This window comes from Pseudomonas sp. IT-P176 (genome assembly GCF_949767245.1).
Classification (GTDB): Bacteria; Pseudomonadota; Gammaproteobacteria; order Pseudomonadales; family Pseudomonadaceae; genus Aquipseudomonas.
In genome coordinates this window covers 182,693-202,854 of the sequence record NZ_CATKPN010000123.1, presented here as the reverse complement: position 1 = coordinate 202,854, position 20,162 = coordinate 182,693, and the positions used below count along the sequence as shown (strand labels likewise).

At 60.7% G+C, this 20,162-nt stretch carries 23 protein-coding genes; 9 read left to right on the top strand and 14 right to left on the bottom strand.

The window, feature by feature from the left end:
* Positions 1-55 precede the first annotated feature (55 nt).
* From alc to puuE, 3 genes are read right to left on the bottom strand one after another with little or no spacing between them, the layout of a single operon-like run.
* A complete protein-coding gene (gene alc, locus ACM6IP_RS27090) occupies positions 56-1,051 on the bottom strand; it encodes an allantoicase (RefSeq protein ID WP_095167936.1) in 996 nt (331 codons plus the stop codon).
* A 41-nt stretch (positions 1,052-1,092) separates the two neighbouring features.
* Positions 1,093-1,608, bottom strand: a complete 516-nt coding sequence (gene uraD, locus ACM6IP_RS27085) for a 2-oxo-4-hydroxy-4-carboxy-5-ureidoimidazoline decarboxylase (RefSeq protein WP_414862671.1) — start codon at positions 1,606-1,608, stop codon at positions 1,093-1,095.
* Positions 1,605-2,531 (bottom strand): allantoinase PuuE, encoded by a 927-nt coding sequence (gene puuE / locus ACM6IP_RS27080; RefSeq protein WP_095167940.1) that lies wholly within the window; start codon positions 2,529-2,531, stop codon positions 1,605-1,607. The genes uraD and puuE overlap by 4 nt, the downstream gene beginning before the upstream one ends.
* A 436-nt stretch (positions 2,532-2,967) precedes the next feature.
* Between puuE and uraH the strand changes: the two genes are divergently transcribed.
* A complete protein-coding gene (gene uraH, locus ACM6IP_RS27075) occupies positions 2,968-3,321 on the top strand; it encodes a hydroxyisourate hydrolase (RefSeq protein WP_095078352.1) in 354 nt (117 codons plus the stop codon).
* A 178-nt stretch (positions 3,322-3,499) separates the two neighbouring features.
* On the opposite strand, the gene ACM6IP_RS27070 is transcribed toward uraH, so the two are convergent.
* The 3 genes from ACM6IP_RS27070 to ACM6IP_RS27060 all read right to left on the bottom strand — a co-directional run bounded on the left by ACM6IP_RS27070 (position 3,500) and on the right by ACM6IP_RS27060 (position 6,206).
* Positions 3,500-4,126: a LysE family translocator gene (locus tag ACM6IP_RS27070; protein WP_095167942.1), complete on the bottom strand. Its 627-nt coding sequence runs from the start codon at positions 4,124-4,126 to the stop codon at positions 3,500-3,502.
* Positions 4,127-4,190: 64 nt separating this feature from the next.
* Positions 4,191-5,540 (bottom strand): NCS2 family permease, encoded by a 1,350-nt coding sequence (locus ACM6IP_RS27065; RefSeq protein ID WP_095167943.1) that lies wholly within the window; start codon positions 5,538-5,540, stop codon positions 4,191-4,193.
* A gap of 219 nt (positions 5,541-5,759) precedes the next feature.
* A complete protein-coding gene (locus ACM6IP_RS27060) occupies positions 5,760-6,206 on the bottom strand; it encodes a MarR family winged helix-turn-helix transcriptional regulator (RefSeq protein ID WP_320332822.1) in 447 nt (148 codons plus the stop codon).
* An 82-nt stretch (positions 6,207-6,288) separates the two neighbouring features.
* On the opposite strand from ACM6IP_RS27060, the gene ACM6IP_RS27055 reads away from it, so the two are divergent.
* Positions 6,289-7,455: a PLP-dependent aminotransferase family protein gene (locus tag ACM6IP_RS27055; RefSeq protein WP_414862670.1), complete on the top strand. Its 1,167-nt coding sequence runs from the start codon at positions 6,289-6,291 to the stop codon at positions 7,453-7,455.
* Between the two features lie 78 nt (positions 7,456-7,533).
* On the opposite strand, the gene ACM6IP_RS27050 is transcribed toward ACM6IP_RS27055, so the two are convergent.
* From ACM6IP_RS27050 to ACM6IP_RS27030, 5 genes are all read right to left on the bottom strand, one after another.
* Positions 7,534-7,905, bottom strand: a complete 372-nt coding sequence (locus ACM6IP_RS27050; protein WP_095167949.1) for a glutathione S-transferase N-terminal domain-containing protein — start codon at positions 7,903-7,905, stop codon at positions 7,534-7,536.
* A gap of 103 nt (positions 7,906-8,008) precedes the next feature.
* Positions 8,009-8,554, bottom strand: coding sequence for a GTP cyclohydrolase I FolE (gene folE / locus ACM6IP_RS27045; RefSeq protein WP_003204506.1), 546 nt, complete (start codon positions 8,552-8,554; stop codon positions 8,009-8,011).
* A gap of 77 nt (positions 8,555-8,631) precedes the next feature.
* Positions 8,632-9,189 carry a Smr/MutS family protein gene (locus ACM6IP_RS27040; RefSeq protein ID WP_095167951.1) on the bottom strand — a complete coding sequence of 186 codons (558 nt, stop codon included), beginning with the start codon at positions 9,187-9,189 and terminating at the stop codon, positions 8,632-8,634.
* A gap of 75 nt (positions 9,190-9,264) precedes the next feature.
* Positions 9,265-9,585, bottom strand: a complete 321-nt coding sequence (locus ACM6IP_RS27035) for a hypothetical protein (RefSeq protein WP_095167953.1) — start codon at positions 9,583-9,585, stop codon at positions 9,265-9,267.
* 131 nt (positions 9,586-9,716) lie between these two features.
* Positions 9,717-10,307 (bottom strand): cysteine hydrolase family protein, encoded by a 591-nt coding sequence (locus ACM6IP_RS27030; protein ID WP_095167955.1) that lies wholly within the window; start codon positions 10,305-10,307, stop codon positions 9,717-9,719.
* 241 nt (positions 10,308-10,548) lie between these two features.
* Here ACM6IP_RS27030 and prmB point away from each other — a divergent pair, with 241 nt between their 5' ends.
* Positions 10,549-11,457 (top strand): 50S ribosomal protein L3 N(5)-glutamine methyltransferase, encoded by a 909-nt coding sequence (gene prmB, locus ACM6IP_RS27025; protein ID WP_414862669.1) that lies wholly within the window; start codon positions 10,549-10,551, stop codon positions 11,455-11,457.
* A gap of 195 nt (positions 11,458-11,652) precedes the next feature.
* On the opposite strand, the gene ACM6IP_RS27020 is transcribed toward prmB, so the two are convergent.
* Positions 11,653-12,444, bottom strand: a complete 792-nt coding sequence (locus ACM6IP_RS27020; protein WP_414862668.1) for a hypothetical protein — start codon at positions 12,442-12,444, stop codon at positions 11,653-11,655.
* A gap of 99 nt (positions 12,445-12,543) precedes the next feature.
* Entirely contained in the window at positions 12,544-13,554 is a 1,011-nt protein-coding gene (locus ACM6IP_RS27015) for an alpha/beta hydrolase (RefSeq protein WP_095167960.1), read from the bottom strand.
* Positions 13,555-13,633: 79 nt separating this feature from the next.
* On the opposite strand from ACM6IP_RS27015, the gene aroC reads away from it, so the two are divergent.
* From aroC to ACM6IP_RS26995, 4 genes are all read left to right on the top strand, one after another.
* Positions 13,634-14,725: a chorismate synthase gene (gene aroC / locus ACM6IP_RS27010; RefSeq protein WP_095167962.1), complete on the top strand. Its 1,092-nt coding sequence runs from the start codon at positions 13,634-13,636 to the stop codon at positions 14,723-14,725.
* 28 nt (positions 14,726-14,753) lie between these two features.
* Positions 14,754-15,908 carry an MFS transporter gene (locus tag ACM6IP_RS27005; RefSeq protein ID WP_162530209.1) on the top strand — a complete coding sequence of 385 codons (1,155 nt, stop codon included), beginning with the start codon at positions 14,754-14,756 and terminating at the stop codon, positions 15,906-15,908.
* Positions 15,905-16,447: an acireductone dioxygenase gene (locus tag ACM6IP_RS27000; RefSeq protein WP_414862667.1), complete on the top strand. Its 543-nt coding sequence runs from the start codon at positions 15,905-15,907 to the stop codon at positions 16,445-16,447. The genes ACM6IP_RS27005 and ACM6IP_RS27000 overlap by 4 nt, the downstream gene beginning before the upstream one ends.
* Positions 16,448-16,678: 231 nt before the next feature.
* Positions 16,679-16,945, top strand: a complete 267-nt coding sequence (locus tag ACM6IP_RS26995; RefSeq protein WP_095167966.1) for a helix-turn-helix domain-containing protein — start codon at positions 16,679-16,681, stop codon at positions 16,943-16,945.
* Between the two features lie 62 nt (positions 16,946-17,007).
* On the opposite strand, the gene ACM6IP_RS26990 is transcribed toward ACM6IP_RS26995, so the two are convergent.
* Positions 17,008-17,286, bottom strand: coding sequence for a DUF3509 domain-containing protein (locus ACM6IP_RS26990; protein WP_095167968.1), 279 nt, complete (start codon positions 17,284-17,286; stop codon positions 17,008-17,010).
* 407 nt (positions 17,287-17,693) lie between these two features.
* Between ACM6IP_RS26990 and ACM6IP_RS26985 the strand changes: the two genes are divergently transcribed.
* Complete coding sequence (locus ACM6IP_RS26985; RefSeq protein WP_414862666.1) at positions 17,694-19,532, top strand: long-chain-acyl-CoA synthetase; 1,839 nt, start codon at positions 17,694-17,696, stop codon at positions 19,530-19,532.
* Positions 19,533-19,629: 97 nt separating this feature from the next.
* The gene (locus ACM6IP_RS26980) at positions 19,630-20,148 is read left to right on the top strand and encodes an ankyrin repeat domain-containing protein (protein WP_095167972.1); all 519 of its coding nucleotides are present in this window, start codon (positions 19,630-19,632) and stop codon (positions 20,146-20,148) included.
* The last annotated feature ends 14 nt before the right edge of the window (positions 20,149-20,162 follow it).

The window sequence follows — 20,162 nt, the reverse complement described above, 5'->3', positions numbered from 1 at the left end:
TGTGTACACCACCATTCCTTGTGGGAGCGGGCTTGCCCGCGATTAGGGGCGACGCTTATTTAGCTACCTTGCCCAGTACACGCAGGCGGCTCACACCACCATCCGGGAATACGTTCAGGCGGATGTGGGTGATCGGGCCCAGGGCCTTGATCTGCTCGGCGAAGGTGTGTTCGGCGTGCATTTCCAGCTTCTGTGCCGGCAACAGTTCGCGCCAGAACAACGACTGGGTTTCGATCTGGCTGTCGGTACCGCCCTTGACGAACGCGCCCTGGATCGAGCAAGTGTCTGGGTAGTTGCCCTTGAAGTGCAGGGTGTCGACGACAATTTTCTCGATCTCGCCCGGGTGGCCCAGGGCGACGATCACCCAGTCATTGCCAGGTGTGCGACGACGGGCAGTTTCCCAGCCATCGCCCATGTTGATCCCGCGGCCTGGGTTGAGGATGTTGCTCATGCGGCCGAAGTGTTCATCGGAGCAGGCCAGGGCACGACCGCCATTCAAGGCAGCAGCCAGGTCAACCTGCTCGTTGTCGCCAACGGCCGACCAGTCGCGGAACGGAATGCCGTACACACGCAGACGGGCCACGCCACCATCAGGGTAGATGTTGAAACGCAGGTGGCTGAACGACTGGTCGTTGTTGATTTCGTGGAAATGGTGGCTATTGCCCTGCAGCTCGACAGCCGACAGGACTTCGGTCCATTGGGTGTTTGCGTCCGGCTCACCGGAGGTCAGGAAGCAGGCTTCCAGGGAGGCCGATGGCGGGAAGTTGCCGGTGAAGAATGAAGTGTCGATGTCCACACCCTTGATCGAACCCGGTACACCCAGGCGGATCACAGCGCTGTCGTAGCCTTCGAAGCGCTTGCGGCGCGACTCCCAGCCGTCCATCCACTTGCCGTTGTCATCGAAAACGCCCTCCTTCCATACGGCCGGGGTCGGCTGGAACAGACGGTTGGCGTCGGCAAACCAGTCATCGGTGACCGAGATGATCTTGGTGCCCAGGCGGGCGTCGGCCAGGTTGACGAACTTCTCGAAAGGTACGGCGTAAGCTTTCATTCTTCTTGTCTGCCTTAAATAGAGTGGCTGGGGATGGTCGTTTAGAGGGTCAGTAATCGAAACAACGCGATCTTGTTGATCTCTGCCAACGCGCACTTGAACTCGGTGTCGACCGGGTTGTGGATGCGTGTTTCGAACGCTGCGAGGATCTGATGCCGGTTGCTGCCTTTTACCGCCATGATGAAGGGAAACTTGAACTTGGCTTTGTAGGCGTCGTTCAGCTCGGTGAAGCGAGAAAACTCTTCGGCCGTGCATTGGTGAATACCGGCGCCGGCTTGTTCATTGGTGCTGGCTTCGGTCAGTTGGCCCTGGACGGCAGCTTTGCCGGCCAGGTCCGGGTGAGCGTTGATCAGCGCAAGCTGGCTTGCGTGATCGGCGCTCAACAGGATGTCGCTCATGCGCTGGTGCAGGGTTTCGATCTCGTCGATCGAAGCGTCCTGGCCCAGGTCGAAGGCCTTTTCGGCCACCCATGGCGAATGTTCGTAGATATCGGCGAAAGCGCTGACGAAGGCGTCACGGCTCAGGCTCGAGGGTTTCAGCGTTTGAAAGGTGGTCATTTCGACGCCCCTTGGTACGGGTGGGTTTGTTGCCAGTGGCGAGCGATGTCGACGCGGCGGCTGAACCACACCTGTTCATGACTTTTAGCGTATTCGATAAAGCGCTTGAGCGAAGCCAGGCGCGCCGGACGACCGATCAGGCGACAGTGCAGGCCGATAGACAGCATCTTCGGCGCCTCGGCGCCTTCGGCGTAGAGCACGTCAAACGCATCCTTGAGGTATTCGAAGAAGTCGTCGCCCTTGTTGAAACCCTGGACCTGGGTGAAACGCATGTCGTTGGTGTCCAGGGTGTAGGGGATCACCAGGTGCGGCTTGCCGGTCGGGTTGTTCGGTTCCCAGTAGGGCAGGTCGTCGTCGTAGGTGTCGCAGTCGTAGAGGAAACCGCCTTCTTCCATCACCAGTCGCCGGGTGTTCGGGCCGGTGCGGCCGGTGTACCAGCCCAATGGGCGCTCGCCGGTGATTTCAGTGAGGATGCGGATGGCTTCGAGCATGTGCTCGCGCTCTTGCGCTTCGTCCATGTACTGGTAGTCGATCCAGCGATAGCCGTGGCTGCAGATCTCGTGGCCGGCCTCGACCATCGCGCGGATCACGTCCGGGTGGCGCTGGGCGGCCATGGCCACGGCGAAGACGGTCAGCGGAATGTCGAATTCCTTGAACAGCTTGAGAATCCGCCAGACGCCGACACGGCTGCCATACTCGTACAAGGACTCCATGCTCATGTTGCGCTCGCCCTGCAGCGGCTGCGCCGAGACCATTTCCGAAAGGAAGGCTTCCGATTCTTTGTCGCCGTGCAGGATGTTGCGCTCGCCGCCTTCTTCGTAGTTGAGCACGAAGGACAAAGCGATGCGGGCATTGCCCGGCCAGTGTGGGTGGGGAGGGTTACTGCCGTAACCGATCAGGTCGCGTGGGTAGTCAGCGCTCACTGCAGTCTTCCTTCTTATTCGAGTTTGCTTATTCGCGATAAGGGGTGGTGTGGCGGCCTGATGGTGAGATGACAGGCTGGCGTCACAGCGATGGAGTGATTGTATACAACTTTATGTGCGCTTTGTAAGCCTGATTTTTTCCATTTTTCATCAACTGTCATCTTCCAGTGCTACTGCAAGAAACCTGCCTGACTGGTCAGCTTATGGATGAGAGGTCGTGATTGGCTGTGGTTTTGCGGATAAACCAGGCGAGGCGGGCAGGTCAGGAAGCTTGGGATAAAAAGTCATTATTATTGTGTACAATTTTTATTGAAAGTGTCTTAATCAGCTGCTCGCCGCAACTTTTCGTGCTCCGAAAGGGTGCGGTCTCCTTTTCAACTGACTTCGGGAGGCGCGAGGCCTGACTGCCGTACACGCGGGCAGGCGCGCAGAATCAATGGGACGTTTGACTACACACGTTTTGGATGCAGCACACGGTTGCCCGGGCAGCTCGATCAAGGTCGAGTTGTACCGCGTTGAGGGTTCGCAGCTGGAATTGGTCGCCAGCGCACTGACCAACAGCGATGGCCGTTGTGATGCGCCCTTGTTGCAAGGCGATGACTACCGGTCCGGGGTCTATCAGCTGCAGTTTCATGCCGGCGACTACTACCGCGCCCGCGGTGTCCAGCTGCCGGAGCCGGCGTTCCTGGATGTGGTGGTACTGCGTTTCGGCATCTCGGCCGAGCAGGATCACTACCATGTGCCGTTGCTGATTTCGCCGTATAGCTATTCGACCTACAGAGGAAGCTAGATCCCCCAAGAATCTGCGCAAAAAGCTTCTTTGGTCCTTCGCCCGCTCACACTGCGGGCTTTTTTTCGTCCCGGGAAAAGTGTGGCGCCTGTATGCACGCCATCGCGGGCAAGCCCTGCTCCTACGGTTTTGCAGGGTGATGCAAATCCTGCAGGAGCAAGGCTTGCCCGCGATGCTTTTAGCGGCTCAGCAGGGAAGCTGCGCCCGCGCCACTGAACAAGCCGGCGCTGATCCGGTTGAACCAGCTTTGCCCCTTGCCGCTGCGCAGGTAGCGCGCGGCACCATGGGCGCCAAGGCCGTAGGCCAGCTTGCAGCACAGGTCGAGCAGGGTCCAGGTGACGATCATGATCAGCAGCTGCGGCAGGAACGGCTGCTGTGCGCTGAGGAACTGGGGCAGGAAGGCGGCGAAGAACAGGATGTCCTTGGGATTGCTCGCCCCCAGGACAAAGGCGCGCCCGAACAGTGCGCGAAAGCGCGGCACAGCGGCCGCCTGGGGCACTTCAGTGGCGTGGGCCGGTTGCCGGGACTGCTGCCAGCTCTGCCAGGCGAGGTAGAACAGATACAGGGCGCCGACGATCTTCAGCGCGCTGAACAGTTGCTCCGAGGCCAGCAGCAACGCGCCAAGGCCCAGGGCCGAGGCGCTCAGCAGGCAGATCGAGGCAAACACCCCGCCGAGAAACGCCGGGTAAGAGCGGCGCAAACCGTAGTTCAGGCTGTTGCTGATCATCAATAACGACAAGGGGCCCGGGATCAGGATCACGACCAGGGCGGCGCCGCTGAACAGCAGCCAGGTTTCCAGACTCATCACTTTCCTCCATATGTGCAAAAGCCCCACCCGACGGGGTGAGGCTGGGTCACGCTTGAAACGCTTACAAGAAAATGAACTTGGCGATAAAGATCGCGCAAAGAACCCACAGGCTTACGGATATTTCCTTGTACTTGCCAGTACCGGCCTTCAGGGCCACGTACGTGATAAAGCCCAGCGCGATACCGTCGGCGACCGAAAAGGTCAGGGGCATCATGATCGCGGTGACGATCGCCGGAATGCTGTCGGTGGCTTCGTCCCACTCGATGTGAGCCATGCCGCCCATCATCAGCATCGCCACATAAATCAATGCACCGGCGGTGGCATACGCCGGAATCATGCCTGCCAGCGGTGCGAAGAACATTGCGGCAATAAATAGCACGCCGACGGTCACCGCGGTAAGACCAGTGCGACCACCCGCAGCCACACCCGCGGCACTTTCCACATAGCTGGTTACTGGAGGCACGCCGACCACCGCACCAAACACGCTGGAGGCACTGTCGGCCTTCATGGCGCGGGAGAGGTTTTCGATCTTGCCGTCCTTACCCACCAGGTTGGCCCGTTGCGCGACACCCATCAGGGTCCCGGCGGTGTCGAACATGTGCACGAAGAGGAACGCCAGCACCACGCTGATCATGCTGACGTTGAACACGCCAGCGACGTTCATGGCCATCCAGGTCGGCGCCAGGCTCGGCGGAGCGGACATGATGCCCTCGTAGTGCACCAGGCCCAGGCCCCAACCGGCCAGGGTCACGGTGATGATGCTGATGAGGATGGCGCCGAAGACCCGGTGATAGCTGAGGATGGCGATCATCAGGAAGCAGATGGCGGCCAGCAGCGGGCCTGGCTCGCGCAGGGAACCGAGCTTGATCAGGGTAGCCGGGCTGTCGACCACGATGCCGGCGGTCTTCAGGCCGATCAACCCGAGGAACAGGCCGACACCGGCCCCCATGGCATAACGCAGGCTCACCGGAATGCTATTGAGCAGCCATTCGCGGATTCGCGAGAAGGTCAGGATCATGAACAACACACCGGAGACGAACACCGCGCCCAGTGCGGTTTCCCAGTTGTAGCCCATGGTCCCGACCACGGTGTAGGTAAAGAACGCGTTCAAGCCCATGCCCGGCGCCAGGCCCACTGGCCAGTTGGCGTACAGCCCCATCAACAGGCAACCCAGCGCTGCGGCGATGCAGGTGGCGACAAAGGCCGCACCGTGATCGATGCCGGCATCGGCCATGATGTTCGGGTTGACGAAGATGATGTAGGCCATGGTGATAAAGGTGGTCAGGCCGGCGATCAGCTCGGTCTTCACCGTGGTGCCATGCACGCTGAGTTTAAACAGGCGCTCCAGCCAGCCGGTACGTACGGGGGGCGAGAGATCCAGCGTCGGTGCTTCGGATTTGCGGCTTTCCACAGCGAGTACTCCTCAAGAGTTTTATTGTTATTTCCAGAGCCGGACACAGAGGTGGGCAGCGGCTCTTTGAGGCACTTGCGAATTTGTTGACCTCTTGGTCAGGAACTCGCACGAAGCGAATTATGCTTTTGTATACAAATAAAGCAAATAATGTTTTCGGTTTTGTCGACGAAAAATCTGGCGATAGGGATATATCGCCAGTGGATCCAGACTGAGGGCTCAGTCTGCGAGCGCTTGGGTTTGCCCCAGGGCCTTGTTTACCGCCAGCCAGCCATCCACCGCCGCTTCACCCGCCTCGGCAAACACGCGCTCGAGCAGCTTCACCTGTTCACGGCGCAGCGCGGCTTCGAAGCGCACACCTTCGGTCGTCAGTTGCAGCAGGCGCTTACGTTTGTCGTCCACGGCCGCCACGCTGTCCACCAGGTGCATTTCCAGCAATTGGCGCAAGGGCATGTTCAGTGCCTGTTTGCTGACACCCAGTAGCGCGAGCAATTCCTTGACGCTCAAGCTCGGGTAGCGGGCGATGAAAAACACGATGCGCTGGTGCACCCGGCTGAGGCCTCGGCGTTCGAGCATTTCGTCGGCTTTGGCAGTGAAGGCCTGGTAGCCGAAAAAAAACGCTTCCATGGCGGCTTGCTGGGTGCTTTGGGATTTAAGGTCAAGCATATTGACGTATCTGTCCGGGCTGGCGTAATTTCGGTCAACCAGTTTGACTTAATTTCCTTGGCCTTTGCTACCGGTGACCCCCATGGCTTTTTCCGAACGTGTTGCGCGCCTCAAGAGTTCCTTGATCCGTGAAATCCTCGCCGCGGCCCAGCGCCCGGAAGTGATGTCGTTTGCCGGCGGCCTGCCGGCCGAAGCCATGCTGCCAAAGGTGCAGTGGGCCGATATGCCAGTGTCCATGGGCCAATACGGCATGAGTGAAGGCGAGCCGGCGCTGCGTGAAGCATTGGCGGCAGAGGCGCGTGCCCTCGGCGTACCCTGTGAGGCGAACCAGGTGTTGGTGGTCAGCGGCTCACAACAGACCCTCGACCTGGCGGCCAAGCTGTACATCGACCAAGGCACGCAGATCCTGCTCGAGGCGCCGACCTACTTGGCCGCGCTGCAAATCTTCCAGCTGTTCGGTGCCGATTGCCTGAGCGTGCCGCTGGAGGCCGACGGCCCCGACCTGGTGAAGCTGCGGGCGCGCCTGGAGCAACATCGGCCGGCGTTCATCTACCTGATCCCGACCTTCCAGAACCCCTCTGCGGTGCGCTACAGCGAGGCCAAGCGCGATGGCGTGGCGGCGTTGCTCGACGAATTCGGCGTGACCCTGATCGAGGATGAGCCGTACCGCGAGCTGACATTCGATGGCGCCAGCGCCACGCCGATTGTCAGCCGCTTGCAGCGGGCCAGTTGGATCTACACCGGCACCGTGTCCAAGACCTTGTTGCCGGGCTTGCGTGTCGGCTACCTGATTGCCAGCCCGGACCTGTTCCCGCATCTGCTACGGCTCAAGCAGTCGGCGGACCTGCACACCAACCGTGTTGGTCAATGGCAGGCCTTGCAATGGATCGGCACCGAGCGCCTGCGTGATCACCTGAGCGAGCTGCGGGATTTCTACCGAGTTCGGCGCGATGGATTCCAGGCGGCGCTGCAGCGGCATTTCAGCGAGCTGGCGGATTGGGAACTGCCGCAGGGTGGTCTGTTTTTCTGGCTGACTCTCAAGCAGCCGCTCGACACCCGAACCTTGCTCAAGGCTGCACTGGCCAATGATGTGGCGTTCATGCCGGGGGAACCGTTCTTTCCCGAGCCGGATTGCAACCTGGGGCACCTGCGGCTGAATTTCAGCCACATTGACCCGGCGCGCCTGGATGAAGGGCTCAAGCGATTAGCGGCGGTGGTGCGCGAGGGACAGGCGCGGCAGGCGGCGTAAGGGGAAGCTAGACAAGCATAAACCGGCCAATGGGCCGGTTTATGCTTGTCTGGGGTTTGTGTTTCTAGCGCCCAACGATCAGGCCGCGGCGAAACGCTGGTCCAGGTAATCGATGATTACCTTGGACTCATACATCCAGGTGGTCTGGCCGTTCTCTTCGATGCGCAGGCACGGCACTTTGATCTTGCCGCCTTGCTCCAGCAGGGTCTGGCGGTCCTGCTCGTTGTTCTTTGCATCGCGCAGGGCCACCGGCACGTTCAGGCGACGCAGGGTGCGGCGGGTTTTCACGCAGAACGGGCAGGCGTGGAACTGGTACAGGGTCAGGCCCTTGGCGGCGGCTTCGACCTGGGCCTGGGCGGCGGCAGGGCGCTGCTTTTTACCAGGACGGGTGATGAAGTCGATGAAGATGATCAACTGGCCGAGGCCGACACGAAGCGCTTTGACGAACACGATGTAAGCCTCACGGGGCAAATGGGAATGGCGCGCAGCTTACCTGATTTTTCACGGACGAAAAAAAACCGGCGATGAACGCCGGTTTTCCGGGTGCCGCGTGTTACTTGATCAGGCTGAGAAACTCGCTGCGGGTGGCCGCATTTTCGCGGAACTCACCGAGCATCACCGAAGTGATCATCGACGAATTCTGTTTCTCCACACCGCGCATCATCATGCACATGTGCTTGGCCTCGATCACCACTGCAACGCCCAGGGCGCCGGTGACTTGCTGCACCGCATCGGCGATCTGGCGACTGAGGTTTTCCTGGATCTGCAGGCGGCGGGCGTACATATCGACGATCCGCGCGACTTTCGACAGGCCCAGTACCTTGCCACTCGGAATGTAGGCGACGTGCGCCTTGCCGATGAAAGGCAGCAGGTGGTGTTCGCACAACGAGTAAAGCTCGATGTCCTTGACCAGTACCATTTCGCTGTTGTCGGAGCTGAACAAGGCACCGTTGGTGACTTCTTCAAGTGTCTGTTCATAACCGCGGCAAAGGTACTGCATGGCTTTGGCGGCACGCTTTGGCGTGTCGAGCAGGCCCTCGCGGGACACGTCCTCGCCCAGTTGGCCGAGAATCGCGGTGTAATTCTGTTCCAGGGACATGAAACTACCTGTGGGATTTTACGCAAAGGGCAAGGGTACGGTGGCGGACACGGCGCTGCAAGCGTGACGCGTCAGCTTTACTCGTCGCGGCCTTCCATCATGGTTCGTTTGAGCATCACATACACCGCACCGGCGCCGCCGTGCTTGGCCTGGCAGGAGGTAAAGCCCAGGACCTGTGAATGCTGGCGCAGCCAGGTGTTGACGTGGCTTTTGATCATCGGGCGCTTGCCGTCCAGGCGCACGGCCTTGCCGTGGGTCACGCGCACGCAGCGGATTTCGAATTTTGTCGCTTCGGCGAGAAATGCCCAGAGCGTCTCGCGGGCCTTTTCCACGTTCATGCCGTGCAGGTCGAGGCTGCCTTCGAACGGGATCTGCCCGATCTTGAGCTTGCGCATCTGGCTTTCCTGGACCCCGTCACGTGCCCACATCAACTCGTCTTCCGGACCGACATCGATCACGAATTGGTCGGACAGGCCGTCCACAGCCGCCACGTCGGTACGAATGGTCGCTGCCTGGCGCAGCTTGGCAATTTGCGCGCGGTCAGCCTTGGGCTTACCGGTTTCGGCGCGGTCGTGCTTGATCGGCTTGACGCCTTGGATCGCACTTTTGAACAGGGAAAAATCGTCGTCTTGCATGTCAGCCTCCGCGAAGGGCGGCCAGTTTACCCAAGTCGAGGTGAATCGGGCGCGGCAAAACGCGTCACGCGCGACTCAGTCATGCTTTTTCATCAAATGCGGGGCCATGTTCAGCTCGCGAGGTTGACGCATGCGGCGGCGACAGCGACGCCAGAACGCGACACCCAGGTAGAGCAGCAACAGGCCAATCGCCAGAATGATCGCCGAGCCCAGCGGGCTGGCGTTCAGTTCACCCAGTGCGGGCGGACGACCAAGCAGGCTGGCAGCACCGGCCATTGCCAGCAGCACACCGAGGGTGGCGAGCAGGGCGGCGAATGCAGCGCCGAAACGATAACGCCAGTTGCGTTGCCCTTTGGGGCGCAAGCGGCGAGCGTCAAATCCATCGGATATCTTCATTCCGACCTTCCTCAATGGGTATCGGCCCTTCGACCGGGAGTTGACCGGGTTGTTCCTGAGGCTAAGGCAAATAGAGGAAATGAGAGTCTTTTGCGGATGAGCGGCGATGATCGCCGCTCATCCGCGGGCGATCAGATCAGGTCCCGGGTCTGGGCGAGGGTGGCGAAGTTGTCAGCCATGATCGCCATTTCGGTCTGCTGGACGTGCTCGGCAGTCAGTACGCCGCCCTTGTAGGGCAGGTCCCGGGTGGCGCAGGCGTCTTCGACCAGGGTGCAGCGAAAGCCCAGGTTCTTGGCCGCACGCACGGTGGTACTGACGCTGGAGTGACTCATGAAGCCGCAGACGATCAGGTCCAGGGAGCCAAGGTCCTGCAGGCGTTTTTCCAGGGGCGTGCCGTGGAACGCGCTGGGCAGCAACTTGCCGATGAGGGTTTCGTCGCTCAGGGGTTCGAGGCCGGGAATGAACTCACCGCGCTCGCCCTGGGGGTCGAACAGGCCGCCGACGGTGCCCAGGTGATGCACATGGACAATCGGTCGCCCCGCGGCCCGGGCCGCTGCGAGCAGTTGCTGGATGTTGGCCACGGCCTCTGCCATGCCGGTCAGGGCCAGCGGGCCGCTGAGGTATTCTTTTTGTGCATCGATGATCACCAGTGTCGCGTGGGCCAGATTGGCTGGCGCGTAACCACGACCGCTGAGTTGAAACATCGTCTTTGGAACGGACATTCTGGGGCTCCTTCGAGTGGGGCTTTTGCGACATTGTCCTCTGGCTGAGCGCTTCTGTGAATCGCTACCATCGTAGGCACCGTCGTTGCTGGGCTGCAGCCTGTCAAGAGCTGACCGGATGTTCAACCAAAAGCTGAAAAAACCGGATAAATCCTACATTTGCCCAAGGGTTTTTTCATTGATCGTCGGGGCAGGTTTAGGCTGTTAGAATCCCCGGTCGTTTTTTTCAGGAGTTTACCCCGTGATCACTTCCCGTCTGCGCACTTTGCGCGACCATATTCGTTGGGCTGTCAGCCGTTTTCATGGGGAGGATCTGTTTTTCGGCCATGGGACCGACAACGCCTGGGATGAAGCCCGTCAACTAGTGCTGGGGGCGTTGCACCTGCCTTGGGAAATCGCCGACAGCTACCTGGACTGCGCGCTCGAAGACGACGAACTGGTCAACCTGCAGCGGTTGCTCAAGCGCCGTATCGAAGACCGCATTCCCACTGCCTACCTGCTGGGCGAGGCCTGGTTCTGCGGCATGTCGTTCATTGTCGATGAGCGCGTGTTGATCCCGCGTTCACCGATTGGCGAACTGATCGAAAAACGCTTCGTTCCCTGGCTGGACAGCGAGCCGGCGCGCATTCTCGACCTGTGCACCGGTTCCGGTTGCATCGGCATCGCCTGTGCCTATGAGTTCCAGGACGCTGAAGTGGTGCTGGCGGACTTGTCGTTCGAAGCCCTTGAGGTGGCCAACCAGAATATCGAGCGCCATGGCGTCGATGAGCGGGTGTACACGGTCCAGGGCGACGGATTCGACGGTTTGCCTGGCCAGCGTTTCGACCTGATCGTGTCCAATCCACCGTACGTGGATGCCGAAGACTTTGCCGATATGCCGGACGAGTTCCAGCACGAGCCCGAGCTGGGCCTGGCCTGTGGCGAAGACGGTCTGAACCTGGTGCGGCGCATGCTCGCGCAGGCGGCCGATCACCTGAACGAGAAAGGCTTGCTGATTGTCGAGGTGGGCAACAGCCAGGTACACGTCGAGGCGCTGTACCCGGAAGTCGATTTCGCCTGGCTGGAGTTCGAACGCGGCGGCCACGGCGTGTTCATGCTCAGCGCTGAGCAATGCCGTGAACACCAGGCACTGTTTGCATCACGGGCCTGATCCATCCTTCGCGAGCAAGCTCGCTCCCACGGGTTGTTACGAATCCTTGTAGGAGCGAGCGCCCGCTTGCGGCGCCCGCTTGCGGCGCCCGCTTGCGGCCTGCTCGCGATGGTCTGCAGAGCGCCGCGCATACCCTGAATGTGCGCGTTGACGTTCTTCGCGGGCAAGCCTTGCTCCTACAGAAGTTGGCGGTGGTCAGCGGTGTGTGGCGATCCAGATCAGCAAACCGGCCTGGAACACTGAAAACGCCACCAGGCAGGTAATGGTGAAGCGCAAACCGGTTTCTTCGCGTTTGAATTTGCTGACGGTTTCTTCCTGCTTTTGCTGTTTGACTTCCTGTTCAGCCAGGTTCTGCTCGGCTTGCTGCAACATCTGCGCGGCTTCGAGGATTTCCACGAACTGCAGCTTCTCGGTGTTCCAGTCGCCCAGCAGGTCACCGACCTTGCCGGCCTTGACGCTGCCTTTCAAATGCTGGGCGTCGGCATAGACCACGTCAAAACCGTGCACCCGCAAAAAATGGTCGCGGCGCAAGCGCGTGTCTTCGACCAAGGCATCCTTGTTGCTCAGGTCCATCGCATCAAAGCTGTAGCTCGCCCACTTTTTCTTCGCCCAGGTAATGCCTTGGGCCGCGAGAAAACGCCCGATGCCGCGGTTCATTGGTTCTATCTGCACACCGCTGTCGGGGCCGAAGTGCACGCGCCGCTGTTCGTGGTCGACCCAGACGTCCAGGTGGTTCTGCTCCTTGCGCACCCGCTGGCCCGGCAACGTGATGCTCATGCGCAACAGGCTGCGCTCCTTGTTGTTGCGCTCGGCATAGCCGAACTCGACAAAGCGCAACGGCCGGCCCCCGGTGCTGCGATCGGTTTTCAGCGGCGCCAGGCGCAGCATCCGCCGGTGCTCGGCCGCAACGTCCGCCCACGGCTGCTGCGCCGCTTCGGGGGCCGTTGTGTCGGGCGTGGTGTCGGGTGATTTGTGGGTATCAGTCATAACGGCGAGATCCTGTCCAAGCGCTGCTTGTCGACAGACAATGGGCTGTCGACACTGGCTTATCGGCCGAATTGCGCAGGACTGGAGGGTAAAACCGGGCTAACTTCGAGCAATTGCATCAATAAAGCCGAGGATCCGGGTGCCGAGTTCTGCCGCCAGTGGCAGTTGCGGATCCTTGTAGGACGCCACCTGGCGCTTGATGTCGTTGGGCACGATGCGCATCACGTGGTTCATGCCCTCGATCACCACCAACTGGGCGTCGGGCTTGGCAGCCTTGAGCATTTGCGCATCCCCGACACCGACCTGCATGTCATTGCTGCCCTGGACGATCAGCGCGGGCATGTGCAGGCGGGCGAATGCGGCGGCCGGGTCCTGGCGGAACAGGCTGATCAAGTAGGGTTGCACGCTGGGGCGAAAGATCACTTGCAGCGCCGGCGGCACATTGCTGTCCACCTGGCCGGCCTTGAGGCTGTCCAGCAGTTCATTGCTGCGCAGCAGCAACTGGGGCGGCAGGCGGTGGCTCAACTGTTGGCGCAACACCTGATCCACCGGTCGTGCGCTGCCGGACAGGGAAATCAGGCCGGCGGCGTCCACCTGGGGAGCGGCAAGGGTGGCTACCAGTGCCCCTTCACTGTGCCCCAATAGAATCAGCGGCCCCAGGCGCGGGTCACTTTTGAGTTGCTTGCCCCAGGCCACGGCGTCGGCCACGTAGGCCTCCAGGCTCAGGTTGCGCTCGTCCGGGGTGGCCGCCAGGCTCGCCGCCACGCCGCGCTTGTCGTAGCGCACGCTGGCGATATTGTGTTTGGCCAGCACCCAGGCCAGGCGCTTGAGGCTATCGTTGTTGCCGCCCTCTGGGTTATTGCCGTTGCGGTCGGTGGGGCCCGAGCCGGAAATGATCAGGACCACCGGCACCGGGGCGTCGGACTTGGGCAGCAGCATCGAGCCAAACAGCTCGCCGCTGCCGGTATCCAGGCTGACCGGGCGTTGCAGGACCGTGGCCTGCGCGATATTGCACAGCAGGCCGGTAATCAGGGTAAGGCTCAAGGCTATAACTCGCAGCATCATCACGCCATCATTCACAAGGTGTCGGTTGGACTCGCAGACACCCATAAGGTTCGAGGATGAACTACTGGGTGAGCCTGCGTATACTGGCGCGCACTTAGTTCAGCGATTTCACGGAGCGCCCTGCATGTCCGGCAATACCTACGGCAAGCTGTTCACTGTCACCACCGCGGGCGAAAGCCATGGTCCGGCGTTGGTCGCCATTGTCGACGGCTGCCCGCCGGGTCTTGAGTTGTCCCTGGACGACCTGCAGCGCGATCTCGACCGACGCAAGCCAGGCACCAGCCGCCACACCACCCAGCGCCAGGAAGCCGACGAGGTGGAAATCCTCTCCGGCGTGTTCGAAGGCCGGACCACTGGCTGTGCCATTGGCCTGCTGATCCGCAACACCGACCAGAAGTCCAAGGACTACTCGGCGATCAAGGATCTGTTCCGCCCGGCCCACGCCGACTACACCTACCACCACAAATACGGCGAACGCGATTACCGTGGCGGCGGTCGCAGTTCTGCGCGTGAAACTGCCATGCGCGTGGCGGCCGGGGCGATTGCGAAAAAGTACCTGGCGACCCAGGGCATCGTGATTCGCGGCTACATGAGCCAGTTGGGCCCGATCGAAATCCCGTTCAAGAGCTGGGACTCGGTGGAGCAAAATGCGTTTTTCAGCGCCGACCCGGACAAGGTGCCGGAACTTGAGGCCTACATGGATCAACTGCGCCGCGACCAGGACTCGGTCGGCGCCAAGATCACCGTGGTCGCCGAAGGCGTGAAGCCAGGCCTGGGTGAGCCGATCTTCGATCGCCTCGATGCCGAACTGGCCCATGCGCTGATGAGCATCAATGCGGTCAAGGGCGTGGAAATCGGCGCCGGGTTCGCCAGCGTCGCCCAGCGCGGTACCGAACACCGCGACGAGATGACCCCACAAGGTTTCCTCAGCAACAACGCCGGCGGCATCCTCGGTGGCATTTCTTCCGGCCAGCCGATCGTTGCCCACCTGGCGCTCAAGCCAACGTCGAGCATCACCACCCCGGGCCGCTCGATCGATGTCCATGGCAACCCGGTGGACGTGATCACCAAGGGCCGTCACGACCCCTGCGTCGGCATCCGCGCCACGCCGATTGCCGAAGCGATGATGGCCATTGTGTTGATGGACCACCTGCTGCGCCATCGCGGGCAAAACGCCGACGTGCGCGTCAGCACCCCGGTGTTGGGCCAGCTGTGAAGCCGGGCCCTGACGTCGCCGCGGTCTGATGGCCGTGGCGGTGCTCCCGTACTGGCGGCTTTCCAGCTTTTATCTGTTTTATTTCGCCTTGCTCGGTTCGACAGCGCCTTTTTTGGCGCTGTACTTCGACCACCTGGGGTTTTCGCCTGCGCGTATCGGCGAGCTGGTAGCGATCCCGATGCTGATGCGCTGCATCGCGCCCAATATCTGGGGCTGGCTGGGTGACTACACTGGCCGGCGCCTGGCCATTGTGCGTTTTGGCGCGGTCTGTACGCTGCTGACGTTCTGCCTGATCTTCGTCAGCAAGAGCTACGCCTGGCTGGCAATGGTCATGGCCCTGCACGCGTTTTTCTGGCACGCGGTGCTGCCGCAGTTCGAAGTGATCACCCTCGCGCACCTGCAAGGCCAGGCTTCGCGCTACAGCCAGATCCGCCTGTGGGGTTCTATCGGCTTCATTATCGCGGTGGTTGCACTGGGGCGGCTGTTCGAATGGTTGAGCCTGGACGTCTACCCGGTAACCCTGGTGGTGATCATGGCGGGGATCATCATCAGCAGCCTGTGGGTGCCCAACGCCCAGCCTGCGCCCGGCAACCGCCTGGCAGGGGAGGGCTTCGTCAAGCAGTTGCGCAATCCGGGGGTCCTGGCATTTTATGCCTGCGTGGGCCTGATGCAGCTCAGCCACGGGCCGTACTACACCTTCCTGACCCTGCACCTGGAGCGCCTGGGCTACAGCCGTGGAGTGATCGGCATGCTCTGGGCCGTGGGAGTGGTCGCCGAAGTCCTGATGTTCCTGTTCATGAGCCGGATCCTGGCGCGGTTTTCAGTGCGCCGAGTGCTGCTGGCCAGTTTCCTGCTGGCCGCCTTGCGCTGGCTGCTGCTGGGGTCGTTCGCCGAGTTTCTCTGGGTGCTGTTGTTTGCGCAGGTCCTGCACGCGGCCACCTTTGGCAGCTTTCACGCCGCAGCCATTCATTTTGTCCAACGCAGTTTCGGCCCGCGCCAGCAGGGGCAGGGCCAGGCGCTCTACGCGGCGCTGGCCGGCACCGGTGGTGCACTGGGGGCTTTGTACGCCGGCTACAGCTGGAATGCCCTGGGCGCCACCTTCACCTTTAGTATTGCAAGCCTCGCCGCGCTGGCTGCAGCCGTTATCATTGCCACACGCATGCAAGAGGAGTTGCCGAAATGAGCAGCCTGTCGGTTTACCACGTTTCAAGCCCGGACCTGCCGAACAAGGTCCTGACCCACTTCGACGACATCAGCGCGACCCTGGCCGAACAGGGTGTCAGATTCGACCGTTGGCAGGAGGCGGCAAAGCTTCAGCCGGGCGCCAGCGACGAAGAGCTGGTGGCCGCCTATCAGGGGCCGATCGACCAACTGATGACCGAGCGTGGTTACCTTGGGGTGCAGGTCATCAGTGTCAGCAGCGAGCAGCAACCCGCTGAATCGCCTGCCGAGCTCCTCGAAGAGCAGCATTTTGACGAGGACCTGGTACGGTTGTTTGTTGCCGGACGTGGCCAGTTCAATTTGCACATCGGCGATTATGTGTACGCCGTACTCTGCGAGAAAAACGACCTGATCCTGCTGCCTGCCGGTACTCGGCACTGGTTCGACAAGGGCGAGCGACCGCACTTCGTGGCCATCGGCCTGTTCAGCACTGCTGTGGAACCGCTGCCCCGCATCACCCCTGGTGACTTCGCCGGGCACTTCCCGCGGCTGGAAGATTAAACTGCCGAGCGGATACGCTACTGGCGATTAAACGCTGGCGCAGTGCGTCATCCGGGCTTTCCTTGTGCAGTGCGTAGGACGTTGCCTATTGCTGAGTCAGTGAAGACTGATTCAGCGTTCATGCGCTTGTTTAATCCGCCCTCTATGTAACTCTTTCTTTCTGACACTCAACCACTGGCCCGGACGATCACCGTTCGAGTTCAGGCATGGACGATCACCAGGAGAAAGGTAATGGACAGCGCAACGGGTGACGCCGGGCCGGAGGTCAAGCCAGTCAAGCGCCGACGCCCGGATCGGGCAGGCAAGCCGCTGAGCGAGAAGGAACTGGAGATCTTGCACTGGGCCAAGCGCGGCAAGACCGTTTGGGAAATCAGTGTGATTCGCTCGATCTCCCAGGCCACGGTGAAATTTCACCTGGCCAATATCTACGCCAAGCTGCAGGTCAGCAACCGTGCACAAGCGGTGGGGGAGGCGGCCAGACGCGGTATGTTGCGCTAAAAAAAGGGCCACCTGACTGGGTGTCAGGTGGCCCAAGGAAATCTGCTAGCAACCCGCTTCGATTACATCGAGTGATAGGTCGGCAGGGCAAAGCGCTGTTGGCTCTGCAGCATGGAAATTTGCGGCAATTCACTGGCCTGTTCCGCCAGGTCGCGACGAATAGCGCTGATCACCCAGGACAGTTGATCGCCAGCATGCAGTTGGGCGTAGGAAATCGAGCGCTTGAAGACTTTGCCTTCACTGCTGCGCAAGGTCAGCAGAATGCCGCCATCCGGGCGTGCCTGGGTGGTGACGTCGAAGTTGGAGAACAGCGAAGTGAATTTTTCTTGGATCAGGCTCATGTCTATCAGCTCCGTGTGCACATGAATGGCAAGCATGGAGGGGTAGTTGCAGTGATTGTGCCAGTATCGTTATCTAAAAAAATCCTTATAAATCAATGATATATGAAAAAGTGAATTTTTCGGATTCGTGCATTCTGCATGAATGGCCATCGTGCATCCTGCATTTTGCGAGATTGCACGGCCGTTTGCGGGCCCACCTGCCGGCAGTGGCAGTGGGCGAGGGCCGGATACAAAACATTTCAAAAACCGCGTGTACAGCGACAGAACCCCTGGCGTACTTTTTTGCCGTTAAGCAGAGGTTTTCCGTTGTGTCTCATACAGGGATGAAGTTGCCCGAACACCTCGATTGCATGTTCGCCCGACAATAACAATACAGGCCCGCCGCAGAGGGCCGAACGGGAGCAACCATGAGCAGCACGCACCACGACACTATTACCTGGAGCATGATGCTCCGTAAGTTGCCGTCGATCGTCAAAGCCCTGCCCCGGGTGGTCAAGGGCCTCAAGGTGGCCAATGTCAAACAGCCGGACCAGCCTTGTGGCCTGGCGTTCACCTTCGAACAGGCGACAGTTCGTAACCCTGATGGCCCTGCCTTGCTGCACGGCAGCGTGTCGCTGACTTATGCACAGGTCAACCAGTGGGCCAACCGTATCGCTCATCACCTGTTGGCCCAGGGCATCGGCAAGGGCGACGTGGTCGGGGTGTTCATCGAGAACCGTCCTGAACTGCTGGTCACGGTGCTGGCGGTGGCCAAGGTCGGCGCCGTCAGCGCCATGCTCAATACTTCGCAAACCCACCAGGCGCTGCTGCACAGTGTCAACCTGGTCAAGCCGGCGGCCATTGTTGTCGGTGGAGAGTTGGTCCAGGCCTATTCGGCGATTCGCCAGCAGGTCGCCATCGATGACAGCCGCACCTGGTGGGTGGCTGACCAGGATTGCTCTCGGCATCACGGCGAGGCACCAGAGGGCTTGCGCAACCTGATGGCCGAGAGTGCCGATTGCGCAAGCGACAACCCGCCCAGCAGCCAGCAGGTGTTTCTCGATGACCCGTGCTTCTACATCTATACCTCCGGCACCACCGGGTTACCCAAGGCAGGGGTCTTCAAACACGGTCGCTGGATGCGCAGCAGCGCCAGCTTCGGCATGATCGCCCTGGATATGAGCCCGGACGATGTCGTCTATTGCACCTTGCCGCTGTACCACGCGACGGGCCTGTGCGTGTGCTGGGGCTCAGCCATCTGCGGCGCCTCGGGTTTCGCCATTCGGCGCAAGTTCAGCGCCAGCCAGTTCTGGAACGATGTGCGTAAGTACCAGGCTACAACCATCGGTTACGTGGGTGAGTTGTGCCGCTACCTGATCGACCAGACGCCGGCCACTAACGACCGGGATCACGCAGTCGTGAAGATGATTGGCAACGGCTTGCGCCCCGGCGTGTGGAGCGAGTTCAAGGGGCGTTTTGCGGTCAATCACATCTGTGAACTGTATGCCGCCAGTGACGGCAACATAGGTTTCAGCAACATCCTCAACTTCGATAACACCATCGGTTTTTCGCTGATGTCCTGGGAGTTGGTGGAGTACGCCCACGACAGCGGTGCGCCGCTACGCAACAGCAACGGCTTCATGCAGAAAGTCGGCAAGGGCCGGCAAGGCCTGTTGCTGGCGAAGATTGACGACAAGGCTCCGCTTGACGGCTATACCGACCCGCAAAAGACCGAAAAAGTGGTGCTGCACGATGTGTTCGAGAAGGGCGACCGTTACTTCAATACTGGTGACTTGCTGCGCAACATCGGTTTTGGTCACGCCCAGTTCGTCGACCGGTTGGGCGACACCTATCGCTGGAAGGGCGAGAACGTGTCCACCACCGAAGTCGAGAACATCCTCTTGCAACACCCGCATATTGCCGAGGCGGTGGCCTATGGCGTGGAGATCAGCAACACCAACGGGCGTGCCGGCATGGCGGCGATCACCCCGGCCGAATCCCTGGCGACCCTGGATTTCAGTGAGCTGCTGAGGTTCGCCCGCGAGCAGATGCCGGCCTATGCGGTACCGTTGTTCCTGCGGGTCAAAGTCAAGATGGAAACCACTGGCACCTTCAAGTACCAGAAGACCCGACTCAAGGACGAAGCTTTCGACCCCGGCAAAACCGGCGACGATCCGATCTATGCCTGGCTGCCCGGTTCAGACACTTACGTGCAGATCACCGAACAGGTACTGGCGGATATCCATGGCGGCAAGTTCCGTTATTGATTGTGGCTATGGTGGCATGAGAGAAAAAAGGGGTGACAGGGGGCAGGCCGCTTGCGGACACTAGCGGCCTATCGATTGACCGAATGTGGAGTCACCCATGTCAGACCAACCCCGCCAGATGACCCCGGAAGAAGCCGCCGAGTTTGCCGAGCAGGTTTTCAACAAGGCCCGTGAAGGCGATGCGGCGATGCTCGCGGCGCTGTTGAGCAAGGGTTTGCCGCCGAACCTGCGCAATCACAAGGGCGACACCCTGTTGATGCTGGCGGCTTACCACGGGCATGTCGATGCGGTGAAAGTGCTGCTGGAGCACAAGGCCGACCCGCAGATTCGCAACGACAACGGCCAGAGCCCGATTGCCGGGGCGGCGTTCAAGGGTGACCTGGCGGTGGTGGCGGCACTGGTCGATGGCGGGGCGGAGATCGAAGGTTCGTCCTTCGATGGCCGGACCGCGTTGATGATGGCCGCGATGTTCAACCGCACAGCCATCGTCGACTACTTGATTGGCAAGGGCGCAGATCCCAAGGCCAAGGACGCCAACGGCATCACCGCGCTGGACGCGGCCAAGACCATGGGCGCGGTGGATACCACGGCGCAGTTGGAGAAGATCCTTGGCTGATAGCCGGGTGGGCC